Source organism: Micromonospora haikouensis (genome assembly GCF_900091595.1).
Classification (GTDB): Bacteria; Actinomycetota; Actinomycetes; order Mycobacteriales; family Micromonosporaceae; genus Micromonospora; species Micromonospora haikouensis.
Map to the genome: position 1 here is coordinate 209,355 of NZ_FMCW01000006.1, position 14,580 is coordinate 223,934.

15 protein-coding genes are annotated in these 14,580 nt (G+C 75.8%); 5 read left to right on the top strand and 10 right to left on the bottom strand.

Going from position 1 to position 14,580, the window contains the following annotated elements; all coding sequences use genetic code 11:
* Positions 1 to 27: 27 nt before the first annotated feature.
* The 10 genes from GA0070558_RS08465 to rimP form a co-directional block, all read right to left on the bottom strand.
* A complete protein-coding gene (locus tag GA0070558_RS08465) occupies positions 28 to 666 on the bottom strand; it encodes a P-loop NTPase family protein (RefSeq protein WP_218106970.1) in 639 nt (212 codons plus the stop codon).
* A gap of 535 nt (positions 667 to 1,201) precedes the next feature.
* Complete coding sequence (locus tag GA0070558_RS08470; RefSeq protein WP_176734147.1) at positions 1,202 to 1,411, bottom strand: DUF6186 family protein; 210 nt, start codon at positions 1,409 to 1,411, stop codon at positions 1,202 to 1,204.
* The gene (locus GA0070558_RS08475) at positions 1,411 to 1,818 is read right to left on the bottom strand and encodes a hypothetical protein (protein ID WP_043962414.1); all 408 of its coding nucleotides are present in this window, start codon (positions 1,816 to 1,818) and stop codon (positions 1,411 to 1,413) included. Before GA0070558_RS08475 ends, GA0070558_RS08470 begins: the two co-directional genes overlap by 1 nt.
* A 64-nt stretch (positions 1,819 to 1,882) precedes the next feature.
* Positions 1,883 to 2,923, bottom strand: a complete 1,041-nt coding sequence (locus tag GA0070558_RS08480) for a DHH family phosphoesterase (protein WP_091277425.1) — start codon at positions 2,921 to 2,923, stop codon at positions 1,883 to 1,885.
* Positions 2,920 to 3,423, bottom strand: a complete 504-nt coding sequence (gene rbfA / locus GA0070558_RS08485) for a 30S ribosome-binding factor RbfA (protein ID WP_091277536.1) — start codon at positions 3,421 to 3,423, stop codon at positions 2,920 to 2,922. The genes GA0070558_RS08480 and rbfA overlap by 4 nt, the downstream gene beginning before the upstream one ends.
* 136 nt (positions 3,424 to 3,559) lie before the next feature.
* Entirely contained in the window at positions 3,560 to 3,853 is a 294-nt protein-coding gene (locus GA0070558_RS08490) for a DUF503 domain-containing protein (RefSeq protein ID WP_043962412.1), read from the bottom strand.
* Between the two features lie 90 nt (positions 3,854 to 3,943).
* A complete protein-coding gene (infB, locus tag GA0070558_RS08495; RefSeq protein ID WP_091277426.1) occupies positions 3,944 to 6,967 on the bottom strand; it encodes a translation initiation factor IF-2 in 3,024 nt (1,007 codons plus the stop codon).
* A 93-nt stretch (positions 6,968 to 7,060) separates the two neighbouring features.
* Positions 7,061 to 7,393: a YlxR family protein gene (locus GA0070558_RS08500; RefSeq protein ID WP_077936697.1), complete on the bottom strand. Its 333-nt coding sequence runs from the start codon at positions 7,391 to 7,393 to the stop codon at positions 7,061 to 7,063.
* Between the two features lie 16 nt (positions 7,394 to 7,409).
* Positions 7,410 to 8,453, bottom strand: a complete 1,044-nt coding sequence (gene nusA / locus GA0070558_RS08505; protein WP_043962410.1) for a transcription termination factor NusA — start codon at positions 8,451 to 8,453, stop codon at positions 7,410 to 7,412.
* Entirely contained in the window at positions 8,450 to 9,166 is a 717-nt protein-coding gene (gene rimP / locus GA0070558_RS08510) for a ribosome maturation factor RimP (RefSeq protein WP_077936696.1), read from the bottom strand. The genes nusA and rimP overlap by 4 nt, the downstream gene beginning before the upstream one ends.
* A gap of 173 nt (positions 9,167 to 9,339) precedes the next feature.
* Between rimP and GA0070558_RS08515 the strand changes: the two genes are divergently transcribed.
* The 5 genes from GA0070558_RS08515 (at position 9,340) to GA0070558_RS08535 (ending at position 14,575) form a co-directional block, all read left to right on the top strand.
* Positions 9,340 to 9,846: a hypothetical protein gene (locus GA0070558_RS08515; RefSeq protein WP_176734142.1), complete on the top strand. Its 507-nt coding sequence runs from the start codon at positions 9,340 to 9,342 to the stop codon at positions 9,844 to 9,846.
* Complete coding sequence (locus tag GA0070558_RS08520; protein WP_043962408.1) at positions 9,843 to 10,292, top strand: ferritin-like domain-containing protein; 450 nt, start codon at positions 9,843 to 9,845, stop codon at positions 10,290 to 10,292. Before GA0070558_RS08515 ends, GA0070558_RS08520 begins: the two co-directional genes overlap by 4 nt.
* Positions 10,293 to 10,383: 91 nt before the next feature.
* On the top strand, positions 10,384 to 10,977 hold the full coding sequence (locus tag GA0070558_RS08525; RefSeq protein WP_043962407.1) for a PadR family transcriptional regulator: 594 nt from the start codon (positions 10,384 to 10,386) through the stop codon (positions 10,975 to 10,977).
* Positions 10,974 to 11,846 carry an ABC transporter ATP-binding protein gene (locus GA0070558_RS08530; protein WP_091277428.1) on the top strand — a complete coding sequence of 291 codons (873 nt, stop codon included), beginning with the start codon at positions 10,974 to 10,976 and terminating at the stop codon, positions 11,844 to 11,846. Before GA0070558_RS08525 ends, GA0070558_RS08530 begins: the two co-directional genes overlap by 4 nt.
* Entirely contained in the window at positions 11,843 to 14,575 is a 2,733-nt protein-coding gene (locus GA0070558_RS08535) for an FtsX-like permease family protein (protein ID WP_176734143.1), read from the top strand. The genes GA0070558_RS08530 and GA0070558_RS08535 overlap by 4 nt, the downstream gene beginning before the upstream one ends.
* The last annotated feature ends 5 nt before the right edge of the window (positions 14,576 to 14,580 follow it).

Consider the following 14,580-nt stretch of genomic DNA (forward strand, 5'->3'; position numbering starts at 1 on the left):
AGGGCCGCAAGACCAACGATCCCTTACTCATGGCCCACGCCCGCCTTCCGGCGGATGCTCGCCGAGGTGGGCGCGGCGCAGGCACGGCCGTTCGGCGACGGGGTCCGGTTCCGGGGCCGACGCAGCGCGGGGTCGACCGCGGGCCGGGGTGCTCAGCGGGACGGCAGGAGAGCCAGCCAGCGGCGCACCTGGGCGGGGCTGCGCAGCCGGACCACCGGCAGCCCCGGGGCGTGGGCGGCCACTGCGGCGAGCACCCGCGGGCGGGACCGGCGCGGATAGCGCACGACGTAGCCGAGGAAGTCGAGGTCGAGGCGCTCGGGGCAGCCGGGGGGGCAGATCGGGGCGGCCGGACGAGCGGCGGGCCCAGCGGCGGCGGACGACCCGGGCGAGGCAGAGCGGCCAGGGCAGGTCCACCAGGACGAGCAGGTCGGCGCGGGGCAGCCGCAGGTCGAGGCTGCTGCCGTAGTTGCCGTCCATCACCCAGGCGGGCTCGGCGGCGAGCGCGGCGACGGTGGTGCGCCAGACGGCGTGGTCGGGGGCGATCCACCCGGGCCGCCAGTAGTGCCGGTCGAGGTGGACCAGCGGCAGGTCGAGCCGCCCGGCGACCGCGCGGGCCAGGGTGCTCTTGCCGGCACCGGAGCTGCCGACGACCAGGATCCGCCGCATGACCGACGAGGGTAGCCGGGGCGAGGGGGCTCAGGGGGCGTACCGGTCGGGTGGGACCGGTCGGGCGGTGATGCCGACGGCGCGGGGCGTCGGCGGCATCACCGCCGGTCGACGTGGGTCACTGACGGGTGTCCATCGACGTCTGGAGCGCGCGGCGGGCCTGCTCGCGCGCCTCGTCGGTGTTCTCGGGCTTGGGCTTGCTGGGCATGGTGATTCCCTCCAGGGATGCGGGTCACGGGGACACGGTGGCCCGACGGCCGGTCGTGCTGGACGCCCGTCGGCGGCCCGGGATCACCGGAGCGGCCGGTCTGGACGCGTGCGCCCGGGTCGGTCCGACCCTGGGGGGAGGCGGCGTCGGGTGCGACGCCACCGCCTGCGGACCAGCGCCGCAGCCACGGCACCGATCGATTCCCAAGTTATCGTTCAGGTCCACATGCTGCCCACTGTTCCCGCCATCTGGACGCGACGAGGGCTGCCCGCGAGGTGCCGGCCGGGCACCCGCACCGGCCACCGGGGGAGCACGGTCGGCATCCGGTCAGCGGGCGAGGAAGTGCCAGCCGAGCCACCACCAGAAGCCGAACAGGCCGATCCGGCCGACGGGGACGGGGCCCACCTCGTATCGCATGACGTAGGCGCAGACGTCGGCCAGCGACGGGATGCGCGAGCCCGGGCGGCGGGCCGCCCACTCGACGGCGGCGAAGAGCGCCAGGGCGGTGAGGAAGCCGCCGATGGCGAGGGCCCGCATCATCGCCGCACCAGTCCCCAGAACGCGGCCAGCCAGGCGAACCAGGCCGCGGAGCGGACCAGCTCGTCCTCCAGCAGGGGGTCGGCCAGCCGGGAGAAGGTGGGGAACTCGTCGCCGACGGCCAGCACGAAGGTGACCCCCTCGAAGACGCCGAACACTGCCACCGGAAGCACCCACCAGACCGCCCCCGCGCCGAGCCGGCGCGGCGCCGGCCGGCGCGGCACCCGGTTGCCCAGGCCCAGCCAGATCAACGCTCCCCCGGTGCCGAGGGTGTAGAGGTTCGCCGAGGCGGAGAACGAGGGCAGTTGCCCGCCGACCAGGGAGAGACAGACCAGCACCGGCACGGTGACCACGGGGCGCTCCCACGCCCGGGTCTCCGCGACGGAGAGCTCGCTCGGGTGCTCCATCCCCCGATTCTCCCCGCCATCACGCAGCGCAGGAAGGCCGACACCCCCCGGAGTCGTCCCTGATCTACGCCCCGATCAGCGCCTTGTCCAGCTCGGCGCGGATGCTGGCCACCACCTCGTCGGCGCTGCCCCGGCCGGTGAAGCCGGCCGCGAACGTGTGGCCGCCGCCGCCGAGGGCGACCGCGACCCGGCTGACGTCCACCGCGCCCTTGCTGCGCATCGAGACGGCCCACTCGTCGGGGCGGACCTGCTTGACCACGCAGCTCACGTCCGCCTCGGCGGTGCACCGCACCGAGTCGATCAGGGCCTCCAGCACGTACGGTCGCTGGTCGTGCCGGGCCAGGTCGTCGAGCGTGGCGTACGTCCAGACCAGGCCGTTGCCCCCGGCCGCCGTGGGCTCCAGGCGGGCCCGGCACATCACCTCGCCGAAGAGCCGCACCGCCCCGAAGGGCCGGGTGTCGAAGACCCGGCGGGAGATGTCGCCGGGGCGGATGCCGGTGGCCAGCAGCCGCGCCGCCAGCTCGTGCACCGCCGGGGTGGTCGCCTCGAACCGAAACGACCCGGTGTCGGTGGTCAGGGCGACGTAGAGGCCCTCGGCGATCCCCGCGTCCAGCCGCACCCCGAGGCGGGCCAGCAGCTCCTCGGCCACCACGGAGGTGGCCGCGGCCCGGGGGTCGACGAGGTTGATCCCGCCGAACCGGGTGTTCGACGCGTGGTGGTCGAGCACCAGCGCCGTGCCGGCCGTGGCGAGCCGGTCGACCAGGCCGCCGAGCCGCGACTCGCTCGCCGCGTCGAAGCAGACGACCAGGTCCGGCGCGGGGTACGCGTCCTCCTCGGGGACCAGCAGGTCGAGGCCCGGCAGCGCGCGGAACGGCTCCGGCACCTCCGGCGGGCCGGGGAAGGTCGCCCGGAGCTGACGTACGCCGAGCTGGCGCAGCCCCAGCCCGAAGCCGAGCATGCTGCCCAGCGCGTCGCCGTCGGGGTTGACGTGGCAGATCAGCTGGACCTGCGCGTCGGCCGGCAGGTCGCGTACGGCCGCCACGGCCGCCGCCCAGTCGGCCTCCCCGGGCCCGGTGCCGGCCGCCCCGGCCGCCGGGTCGGTCACGGCCGGTCCGCGCCGCGCGGTGCGTCGGAGTCGGCGGCGGAGCCCGCGACCTCGTCGGCCTCGTCGTCGGCCTCGTCGGAGTCCTCGTCGAGCCGGTACGGCTGGGCGTCGCCGGCGTACTTGGCCTGGGCGGCGAGGCGCTGCACCTCGGCGTCGGCGTGGCGGGCCGCCGCGAGCAGGTCGTCGATCTGCTTGACCTGGTCCTGCACGTCGTCGAGGACGAACGTCAGGCTCGGCGAGTGGCGCAGCCCGAGGGCCTTGCCGACCGTGCTGCGCAGCATCCCCTTGGCGCTCTCCAGCGCCGCCGCCGTGCTGGACTGGGCCGCCGCGTCACCGAGGACGGTGTAGAACACCGTGGCGTCGCGCAGATCGGCGGTGATCCGGGCGTCGGTGATGGTGATCATGCCGAGCCGCGGGTCCTTGATCTGGCTCCGCACCACCGACGCGACCAGTTCGCGAATGCGCTCCGCGTGCCGGCGTACCTTGGCCGGATCCGTCATCTCGCCCACCTCCACGGCGTCGGACTTCCGGTCGGAGCCGGCGGCGCGGGGCGCCGCCGGATCCGACCGGCCAACAGTTCGAACATTACCTTCGCGATCGGGCCGGCCGCCGGTGCAGGGCGGCACCGCCGCACGGTCAGTCGTCGTCGCCGTACAGGCGTCGGCGGACCGACAGCAGCTCGACCTCCGGGCGGCCCGCCACGAGGCGCTCGCAGGAGTCGAGCACCTCGCGCACGTGCGCGCCCTCCGCGGCCACCACGGCCACGGCTATCTCCGCCCGACCGTGCAGGTCGAGCGCCCCCACCTCGGCGGCCGACACCTCGAAGCGGCGCAGCGCCGCCACGATCGGCCGTACGTAGGATCTCTTGGTTTTGAGCGACCGGGAGTCGCCCGGCAGCAGCAGGTCGAAGACCACGGTTCCGGTGAACATCGCCCCGGACGATACCCGCGGTGACCCCCGCATGATCAAGGGGTTTACGCCGTTGCGGGCGTAAACCCCTCGATCAGCGCGTCGGACGCGTCAGGCGCGCGGCTTCTCCCGCATCTCGAAGGTCTCGATGATGTCGCCGACCTGGACGTTGTTGTAACCGCCCAGCGTCAGACCACACTCGAAGCCCTCGCGGACCTCCGTCGCGTCGTCCTTGAACCGCTTGAGGGAGCTGATCGTGAGGTTGTCCGCCACGACCGACCCGTCCCGCAGCAGCCGCGCCTTGGCGTTGCGGCGGATGATGCCCGACCGGACGATACAGCCGGAGATGTTGCCGACCTTGGACGAGCGGAACACGTCGCGGATCTCCGCGCTGCCCAGCTCGACCTCCTCGTACTCCGGCTTGAGCAGCCCCTTGAGCGCGGCGTCGATCTCCTCGATGGCCTGGTAGATCACGGTGTAGTACCGGATCTCCACGCCCTCGCGGTCGGCGATCTCGCGGACCTTGTTGGCGGCCCGCACGTTGAAGCCGATGATCGTGACCGCCTCGGACGAGGCGCTCGCGAGCATGACGTCGCTCTCGGTGATCGCGCCCACGCCCCGGTGGATGATCCGGAGCTGGACCTCCTCGGGGATGTCGAGGTTGAACAGCGCGTCCTCGAGCGCCTCCACGGAACCGGAGACGTCGCCCTTGAGCACCAGGTTGAGCGAGGTCTTCTCGCCCTCCTTGAGCTGCTCCATGAGCGTCTCGAGGGTGGCCCGGCCACGGGAGTTGGCGAAGGACGCCGCCCGCCGCCGTGCCTGCCGCTGCTCGGCGATCTGCCGCACCGTGCGGTCGTCGGCCGCCGCGAGGAAGGTGTCGCCCGCCCCGGGGACCGCGGTGAGACCGAGCACCAGCACCGGACGGGCGGGGCCCGCCTCGGCGACCTGGTTGCCGTTCTCGTCGAGCATCGCCCGGACCCGGCCGTGCGCCCCACCGGCGACGATCGAGTCGCCCGCCCGCAGGGTGCCCTTCTGCACCAGCACCGTCGCGACCGCGCCCCGGCCCTTGTCCAGGTGGGCCTCGATGGCCACACCCTGCGCCGGCCCGTCGATCGGAGCGGTCAGCTCCAGCGACGCGTCGGCGGTCAGCAGGACGGCCTCGAGCAGCTCGTCGATGCCGATGCCCGGCTTCGCGGCCACGTTGACGAACATGGTGTCGCCGCCGTACTCCTCGGCGACCAGCCCGTACTCGGTCAGCTGCTGGCGGACCTTGTCGGGGTTGGCCTCCGGCTTGTCGACCTTGTTGACCGCCACCACGATCGGCACGTCCGCCGCCTTGGCGTGGTTGAGCGCCTCGATGGTCTGCGGCATCACGCCGTCGTCGGCCGCCACCACCAGGACCACGATGTCCGTGACCTGGGCACCACGGGCACGCATGGCGGTGAACGCCTCGTGACCCGGGGTGTCGATGAAGGTGACCGCCCGGTCCTCGCCCTCGTGCGGGACGTGGACCTGGTAGGCGCCGATGTGCTGGGTGATGCCACCGGCCTCGCCCGCGACCACGTTCGCCTTGCGGATCGCGTCGAGCAGCTTGGTCTTACCGTGGTCGACGTGACCCATGACGGTCACGACCGGCGCACGGCTGACCAGGCGGTCCTCCGCGACCTCGGCGTCGAGGTCGATGTTGAACTGCGCGAGCAGCTCGCGGTCCTCGTCCTCCGGGCTGACGATCTGCACGTCGAAGCCGAGGTGCTCACCCAGCAGCAGCAGGGTCTCGTCGGAGCAGGACTGGGTCGCGGTGACCATCTCGCCCAGGTTGAACATCTCCTGGACCAGCGAACCCGGGTTGGCGTTGATCTTGTCGGCGAAGTCCGACAGCGACGCGCCACGGGAGAGCCGGACGACCTGACCCTGACCCCGGGGGGCACCCGAGCTCATGGTCGGGGCCGACAGGTTGTCGAACTCCTGTCTGCGCTGCTTCTTGGACTTGCGACCCCGCGTCGGCTTGCCGCCCGGACGCCCGAAGGCACCCGCGGCGCCGCCGCCACGGCCGCGACCGCCACCACCCGGACGGCCACCGCCGCCGGCCGGGCCACCCGGCCGGAAACCGCCACCGGCGCCGGGGGCGCCGCCGCCGCCACCGGGACCGCCACGGTAGCCACCGCCACCGCCGCCGCCACCGGGACCGCCGCGGAAGCCACCGCCACCGCCGCCGCCACCGGGACCGCCGCGGAAGCCGCCGCCGCCACCGGGACGACCGGCTCCGCCGCCACCGCCGGGACGACCCGCGCCGGGGCCACCGGGGCCACCGGGCCGGCCGGGACGCTGGCTCGGCATGGACGCCGGGCTGGGCCGGGGCGGCATGGAGGCCGGGCTCGGCCGCGGCGGCATGCCCGCCGGGCTGGGCCGGGGGCCACCGGCACCGGCGGCCGGGGGCCGCTGCTGCTGCTGACCGCCCTGGATGCCGAACGGGTTGTTACCGGCGCCGCGCGCCGGCGGACGACCGCCCGGCCGGGCGCCGGGGCCCTGGCCCTGACCCGGGCCACCGGGGCGACCGGCGGCCGGGGAACCCGGGCGGGGCGGCATCGCGCCCGGACCGGGACGCGGGCCGGGACGGGGACCGCCCTCCGCCGGAGGCTCCCGGCGGACGTTCTCACGCTGCTGCTGGCGGGCGGCCTGGGCGGCCTTGACCGCGGCCTCCTGCTCGGCCTTCAGCGCGGCGGCGCGCGCCTCGGCGGCGGCCACCTCGATGTCGTGGGCACTCGCCGGCTTGGCGACCGGGGTCGCCGGCTGCGGCGGGCCGGGGACCGGGCCCTTGGGCTTCGGTCCCGGGGTCGGCGGGCCGGGCCGCCGGGGCGGCATCGGCTTCGCCGTGACCCGGGGGGCACCCGGGGCCGGGGACGGCGTCGGAGTCGGGGTCGACGTCGGGCTCTGGTTGGCCGCCGAAGGGGCGGACGGCGCCGGCGAGCCGGCGGAGGCGACGAAGGCGTTGCGCAGCCGACGGGCGACGGGCGCCTCGACGGTGCTGGACGCGGACTTCACGAACTCGCCCATTTCCTTCAGCTTGGCGAGAACTGTCTTACTTTCGACCCCGAGCTCCTTGGCAAGCTCGTGTACGCGGGCCTTACCTGCCACTGCACTCCTCACTCCGAGGTCGTGCGGGCAGCACCCGCAGCGACCTCACTCCTGCACTTGAAGCCTGGTCATTTCAGGGACTTCATCGTGTGCTCATGTCGGTCGTCCTACCTTGCTAGCGACCCTCGCCCGGTCGGGATGACCGGACGTAGTGGTTGGCGCATCGACGTGCTCGGCCAGCACACCGTGGTCGACGACCCCGGTGACGCGCAACGCGCGCCCGAAGGCACGGCGGCGCACTGCCAGCGCGAAGCAGGCCGGATCCGGGTGCATGTTCGCTCCCCGACCCGGCAGCCTGCGAGCCGGATCGGGCCGGAGGCTGTGACCAGCCTCGTCGCCGACCGCGACGATCCGCAGCAATTCGCTGGCCGGCGCACGTCGCCGGCAGCCCACACAGGTGCGCTCCGGCAGCGCGCGTCGTACCACTGGAAGAAGTCTACCCCTAGCTGCCCGAGATCGCGCCGCCCGGCTCCCGGACGTGATCAGCCCCGCCCCGCGCGGCCGTCGTCGCCTGCTCCGCGTCCGAGCGGATGTCGATCCGCCAACCGGTCAATCGGGCGGCAAGCCGGGCATTCTGCCCCTCCCGGCCGATCGCGAGGGAGAGCTGGAAGTCCGGCACGGTCACCCGGGCCGTCCGGGTGGCCAGGTCGACCACCTCGACCCGCAGCGCCTTGGCCGGCGAGAGCGCGTTGCCGACGAAGGTCGCCGGATCGTCCGACCAGTCGATGATGTCGATCTTCTCGCCGTGCAGCTCGCTCATCACGGCGCGGACCCGCTGCCCCATCGGGCCGATGCAGGCGCCCTTGGCGTTGACGCCCGGCGTGGTGGAACGCACCGCGATCTTCGTGCGGTGGCCGGCCTCCCGGGCGATGGCCCCGATCTCCACGGTGCCGTCGGCGATCTCCGGCACCTCCAGGGCGAACAGCTTCTTCACCAGCGCCGGGTGGGACCGGGACAGGGTGATCTGGGGGCCGCGCATGCCCTTGGCGACGTGCACCACGACGCAGCGGATCCGCTCGCCGTGGGCGTACCGCTCGCCGGGGACCTGCTCCGACTGCGGCAGCACGCCCTCCAGCTTGCCCAGGTCGACGCTGACGATGCCCTTCTCGCTGCGCGCCTCGTGCGCCTGCACCACGCCGGTGACCAGGTCGCCGTCGCGGCCGACGTACTCGCCGAAGTGCACCTCGTCGGTGGCCTCCCGCAGCCGCTGGAGGATCACCTGCTTGGCGGTCATGGCCGCGATCCGGCCGAAGTCGTGCGGGGTGTCGTCCCACTCCCGCACCACCGTGCCGTCGTCGTCCAGCTCCTGGGCGTAGACCAGGGCCGCGCCGGTCTTGCGGTCGATCTCGACCCGGGCGTGCGGCTCGGCCCCGTCGGTGTGCCGGTAGGCGGTCAGCAGCGCGGTCTCGATCGCCGCGAGGATCGTGTCGAACGGGATCTCCCGCTCGCGCTCGAGTGCGCGCAGCGCCGCGAGGTCGATGTTCACCTCTCCTCGTCCTCCACATCATCTTCGTCGTCGATGTCGTCAATGTCTGAGCTGTCGCCGGACTCGTCGTCGGCGACCTCGTCGAGCTCGTCGTCGGCCACCTCGTCGAGGCGGTGGAACTCCACCTGCACCCGGCCGGGGCCGAGCTCGGCGTGGGCGAACTCCGCGCGGCCGGAGTCGGTCTCCAGCACCACGCGCTCGTCGTCGGCCTCGACCACCCGGCCGGTGACCTGCCGGTCGCCGGCGGGCTGCTCGGCGCGCTGCCCGGGCAGCGGGGCCCGGACCGTCACCTTCACCAGCCGGCCGACGTTGCGCCGCCAGTGCCGGGGCAGGGTGAGCGGGCGGTCCACCCCGGGGGAGCTGACCTCCAGCTGGTATTCGCCCGCCAGGATGTCGCCGCCGGACTCCTCGGCCGCGTCGAGCGCGGCGGAGACGGCCCGGGAGACGTCGGCGACGGCGTCCAGGCTGATCCCGCCGTCGGCGTCGACGATGACCCGCACCACGTGCCGGCGGCCGGCCCGGGAGACGGAGACGTCCTCCAGGTCGTACCCGGCCCCGTTGACCACCGGCTCGATCACCGCGCGCAACCGCGACCGCCGCGCGGCGAGGTCCACCCGGGGGCCGCCGACGCGGTCACCACCACGAGGGCCGTCGGCGCGTCGGGGTCTCCCCGTCGGCCCCGTCGACCTGGTGGTACGGCCCCGTTGCGTCATCTGGCGCACCCCTTCGTGAACGACGACGCCCGGTCGGGACGCCATGCCGGCACGCCACCGGGGCAGACGCGCCGGTGGCTGCGCAGAGCGTAACGCGCCTGCGGCGCGGCGGGCCGGGCGGCGCACCGACGCCCCTGACCCACGTGTCCGCTCCGATGGTGTTGACTTGTCCGGTGGCAAGGCGCAGAACGACACCGCACGTCCGAGCGCTCGGGCATTCCCGGCGAAACCTCCTGCGCGCAGGCGCGCTCCTGGCGCTCGGCGGGGCCGTCGCGCCGCTGACCGGCTGTGACCTTCTCGACCGGGGCGACCGGCAGGACCAGGCCCCCGACCCGCTCGAACCCCTCGCCACGCAGGCCCGCGAGCTGGCCGCCCGGCACCGCGCCGCCCTGGCCGCCGACCCGGGCCTGGCCCCGCTGCTCACCCCGATCGCCGACGCCCACGAGGCGCACGCCGCCGAACTGGCGAAGCTGACGGGCCGCCCGGCCGCCTCGCCGGGGCCGTCGCCTGCGGCCACCACCGGCGGCGACCGGGCGGCGGTGCTGGCCGCGTTGCGCGAGGCCGAGCAGGGTGGGCGCGAGGCGGCCGCGAAGCTCTGTGCCGAGGCCCCGGTCGACCGGGCCGCCCTGGTGGGTTCGATCGCCGCCGCGCGGGCGACCCACGTGGAGGCGCTGAAGTGAGACACCGCCAGGCACCGTCCGGCCCGGCCGAGGCCCTGGGCGGCGCGCTCACCGCCGAGTACGCCGCGGTCTGGGCGTACGGGGTGATCGGGGTGCGCCTCGCCGACGCCGCCCGCACGGCCGCCCGCCGCGCCGAGGCGGCGCACCGGTCCCGGCGGGACGCGCTGGTGCTCCAGCTCAGCGCGGCCGGCGGCACCGTCCCCGCCGACAAGGCCGGATACACGCTGCCGTTCCCCGTCACCGACACCGCGAGCGCGCTGCGGCTGGCGGTGGAGGTGGAGGAACGCACCGCCGCCTTCTGGCGCGCGGCGCTGCCGCACACCACGGGCGAGGACCGCAACCGGGCCCTCGCGGCGCTGACCGACTGCGCGGTGCGGGCCACCCGGTGGCGGCGCACCGCCGGGGTGACTCCCGTCACCGTGGCCTTCCCCGGCCGCCCCACCTGACCGCGCTGACCGGGACCGCAGCGTTTGCGCTGGTCGCCCCGGTGGGACCCGCGATTGCGGGCGGCATACCAGGTATGCATACTTCGGAGCCATGTCCATCCGTCACGGCCTGCTCGCGCTCCTCGAACGCGGCCAGATGTACGGCTACCAGCTGCGGGCCGCGTTCGAGGAGTCGACGGGCTCGACCTGGCCGCTGAACATCGGGCAGGTCTACACCACCCTCTCCCGGCTGGAGCGGGACGGGCTGGTCCGGCCGCTGCCGGAGAGCGAGGCGGGACAGCGGCCGTACGAGATCACCGACGCCGGGCGGGCGGACCTGGCGCTGTGGTTCGCGACCCCGATCAGCCGCACCGACCGCCCCCGCGACGAGCTGGCGATCAAGCTCGCCTTGGCCCTGACCACCCCGGGGGTCGACGTGCGGGCGGTGGTGCAGACCCAGCGCACCGCGACCATGCGGGCGTTGCAGGAGTTCACCCGGTTGAAGTACGCCAGCGACCGCCCCGAGGACCTGCCCTGGCGGCTGGTGCTGGACGCGATGGTGTTCCAGGCCGAGGCGGAGATCCGCTGGCTGGACCACTGCGAGACGAGCCTCGTCCGGCACCGGCCCGCCCCCGGGCCCGGCGGGCGGGCCGGTCCGGGGCGGCCGGCGGAGGCGGACCGGGACGGCGAGGAGGCGCGGCGATGAGCGGGACGGGCGGCGCGCCGACGACCCGCCCCGACCCGCCCGACCCGCACCACGGCCCCGGCGGCCCGGCGGACCGGGGCAGGCCCGTCGACCGGGCCGGCCCCGACGCGGCCGCCCGCCCCGGCGACGACCCGCACGGGCCGGCGACCACGGCCGTGCTCGACGTCCGCGACGTGCACCGCACCCACGGCAGCGGCGACGCCGCCGTGCACGCCCTGCGCGGGGTGAGCCTCACCGTCGCCCCCGGCGAGCTGGTCGCGGTGATGGGCCCCTCCGGCTCCGGCAAGTCCACCCTGCTCGCCCTCGCCGGCGGCCTGGACGGCCCGACCGCGGGCGAGATCCGCGTCGAGGGGCAGGCGCTCGGCGCGCTGGACCCCCGCGCGCTGGCCCGGCTGCGCCGCCGGCGGATCGGCTACATCTTCCAGAACCTGAACCTGCTGGGCAGCCTCACCGCCGCCGAGAACGTCGCGCTGCCCCTCGAACTCGACGGCGTCGGCGTGCGCCAGGGGCGGCGGGCGGCCCGGACGGCGCTCGCCGAGGTGGGCCTCGCCGAGCTGGGCGACCGCTTCCCCGACCAGCTCTCCGGCGGGCAGCAGCAGCGGGTGGCCATCGCCCGGGCCCTGGTCGGCGAGCGGCGGCTCGTGCTGGCCGACGAGCCGACCGGCGCGCTGGACTCGCAGACCGGCGAGGCGGTGCTGCGCCTGCTGCGCCGCCGGGTCGACGCGGGGGCCGCCGCCGTCCTGGTCACCCACGAGGCCCGGCACGCGGGCTGGGCCGACCGGGTGGTGTTCCTGCGCGACGGGGTCATGGTGGACTCGACGGCCCCGCTGGGCAGTGTCGAGCAGCTGCTGGCCGGCAGCGGTCGGTGAACAGCGCGCGCCACCCCGCCCGCGTACGGCGGTTGCTGGCGGCGCTGCGCTCGTGGCGGGCCGCGCTGCGCATCGCCCGGCGGGAGGCGCGCCGGGCCCGTGGCCGGACCGCGCTGGTGCTCGCGATGATCACCCTGCCGGTGCTGGGGCTGGCCCTCTCCGCCGTCAGCTACGACATGGCGGAGCTGAGCCGGGCCGAGCGGATCGACCGGCGGCTCGGGGCCGCCGACGCGGAGCTGCGCTGGGTCGCCGAGGGCCCGGTGGCGCAGGACGCCTGGGGCGACACCACCTACCAGCGCGACGGCGTGCCGGGGCGGAGCCGCCCGGTCACCGCCGACGAGCTGACCGCCCTGCTGCCGGCCGGGAGCCGCGTCGCCGAGGTCCGCTGGTGGGTGCCGTTCGAGGCCCGCGCCGGGGGCCGGCGCGAGACGGTCGACGGGCGGCTGCTGGACCTGACCGACCCGCTGCTGCGGGGGCAGGGCCGGGTGCTCGCCGGCCGCCCCCCGACCGGGGCCGACGAGGTCGGGCTCAACCGCGCGGCGCTGCGTCGGCTGCGCGCGGGGCTCGGCGACCGGATCGCCCCGGCCGACGGGTCGGCCGAGCGGACGGTGGTCGGGGTGGTGGAGTTCCCCGACAACCTGCGGCCCACGGTTGCGCTGCCCCCCACGAATCAACCGGGCGACCCGCGCGGCGAGTCGAGCTGGCTCGTCGACCTGCCGGCCGACGCCGGCCCCGGGCTGACCGAGCGGCTCAACGCGCGCGGGATCGTGGTGGTCGCCCGCACCCCGGCGCCGCACCCCACGGCGGAGCCCGGCCCCACGAGCATCGCGCTCACCGCCGAGGACACCGGCACCGCGCTGCTGGTGGCCGGCCTCGGCCTGCTCGAGGTGGTGCTGCTCGTGGGGCCGGCGTTCGCCGTCGGCGTGCGGCGTCGCCGCCGCGACCTCGCCCTGGTCGCGGTGGCCGGCGGCGACGCCGCGCACCTGCGCCGCATCGTGCTGGCCGACGGGGTGGTGCTGGGCTGCGCGGGGGCCGCCGCCGGGCTGGCGCTGGGCGTCGCCGGCGCGTTCGCGGCCCGGCCGCTCATCGAGGAGTACGTCTTCGGCGCGCGCTTCGGGGCGTACCGCGTCTTCCCGGCCGCGCTGGCGGCGATCGCCGTCGTCGCGGTGCTGGCCGGGGTGCTCGCGGCCCTGGCGCCGGCCTGGACCGCCGCGCGGCAGGACGTGGTGGCCGGGCTGGCCGGGCGGCGCAGCGCGCCGGAGCACCGGCGGCGCTGGCCGCTGATCGGGGCGCTGCTGGCCGTCGTCGGCGTGGCGGTGGCCGCCCTCGGGGCCACCCGGGGTGTCACGGTCGTGCTCTTCGCCGGGGTGGTCCTGGGCGAGCTCGGGCTGGTCTTCGTCACCCCGACGCTGGTCGGGGTGCTCGCCCGGGCCGGCCGGTGGTTGCCGCTCGCGCCCCGGATCGCGCTGCGCGACGCCAGCCGCAACCGTTCCTCGGCCGCGCCCGCGATCTCGGCGGTGATGGCCGCGGTCGCCGGCAGCGTCGCCCTCGGCGTCTACGTGGCCAGCGACAGCGCCCGCACCGACGCCAGCTACCTGCTGGCCATGCCGTACGGGCACGCCATGGTCATCGGCCCCGGCGACGGGACGCCGCTGCCGCCGGTGCCCCGGGTCGCCGAGGTGGTCGCCGCGACGCTGCCGGGCAGCACGGTGGCCCGGGTCGACGCCCCGGCCTGCCCCGCCCCGTTCGGCGACGGCGAGTGGTGCGACGTCCGGGTGGACCTGCCGGCCGGGCGGGCCTGCCCGTACCAGGTGGAGCAGTTGCGCGACGCGGCCGTGCGGGCCCGCGCCCGCAGCGACCCGCGCTGCAGCGGGTGGGTGGAGGGCGGATACCCGACGGGCTACTCCGTGCCCGTCTCGGTCGACGACGGCGACGCGCTGGCGGCGCTGACCGGGGTCGGTCCCGAGGAGGTGGCCGCCGCCCGGCGGGTGCTGGCGGCCGGCGGCGCGGTCGTCACCGACGAGCGGTACCTGCTCGCCGGCCGGCTCACCCTCACGGCGACCCGGGTGGGGGACGCCCCGGAGCCGGCGGTGATCGGGACCGCCACCGTCCCCGGGTACGCGCTGCGCGGCGGCGTCGGGGTGGACCAGCTCACGGTGTCCCGCGCCGCCGCCGCCCGGCTCGGGCTCGACACCCGCCAGATCGGGTACGCGGTGGCCACCGCCGCCGCACCGACCACCGCCCAGCAGGACCGCCTTGACGTCGAGCTGCGCCGGCTCGGCCGGCTCGACGTGATCGTCGAGCGGGGGACGTGGGGCAGCGACGAGCGGTCGCTGCTGCTGGTGCTGGCCGTCGGCTCCGGCCTGATCACGGTGGGCGCGGCGGCGGTCGCCACCGGCCTCGCCGCCGCCGAGGGGCGCGCGGACCTGTCCACCCTCGGTGCCGTGGGCGCCAGCCCCCGGATGCGGCGGGTGCTCTCGCTGTGCCAGGCCGGGGTGATCGCCGTGCTCGGCTCGGCGCTGGGCATCGTGGTCGGGCTGGGCACGGCGGTGATCATCCTGGTCGCCCTGAACCGCCGGATCGCCGCGGCCTGGCCGGTGCAGGAGCCGTACCCGATCCTGGTCCCGTGGCTCACGCTGGGCGTGCTGGTGGTGGTGCCGCTGGTGGCGATGGCCGGCGCGGCGCTGTTCACCCGGTCCCGGCTGGCCGTGGAGCGCCGCCTCGACTGACCGCC

Bases quoted from the DNA above. Each gene is read 5' to 3' on its own strand.
- GA0070558_RS08525 (WP_043962407.1), top strand. From the start codon at position 10,384: ATGTCCATCCGTCACGGCCTGCTCGCGCTCCTCGAACGCGGCCAGATG.
- GA0070558_RS08465 (WP_218106970.1), bottom strand. From the start codon at position 666: ATGCGGCGGATCCTGGTCGTCGGCAGCTCCGGTGCCGGCAAGAGCACC.
- GA0070558_RS08475 (WP_043962414.1), bottom strand. From the start codon at position 1,818: ATGGAGCACCCGAGCGAGCTCTCCGTCGCGGAGACCCGGGCGTGGGAG.
- GA0070558_RS08490 (WP_043962412.1), bottom strand. From the start codon at position 3,853: ATGTTCACCGGAACCGTGGTCTTCGACCTGCTGCTGCCGGGCGACTCC.
- rbfA (WP_091277536.1), bottom strand. From the start codon at position 3,423: ATGACGGATCCGGCCAAGGTACGCCGGCACGCGGAGCGCATTCGCGAA.
- GA0070558_RS08470 (WP_176734147.1), bottom strand. From the start codon at position 1,411: ATGCGGGCCCTCGCCATCGGCGGCTTCCTCACCGCCCTGGCGCTCTTC.
- rimP (WP_077936696.1), bottom strand. From the start codon at position 9,166: ATGACGCAACGGGGCCGTACCACCAGGTCGACGGGGCCGACGGGGAGA.
- GA0070558_RS08530 (WP_091277428.1), top strand. From the start codon at position 10,974: ATGAGCGGGACGGGCGGCGCGCCGACGACCCGCCCCGACCCGCCCGAC.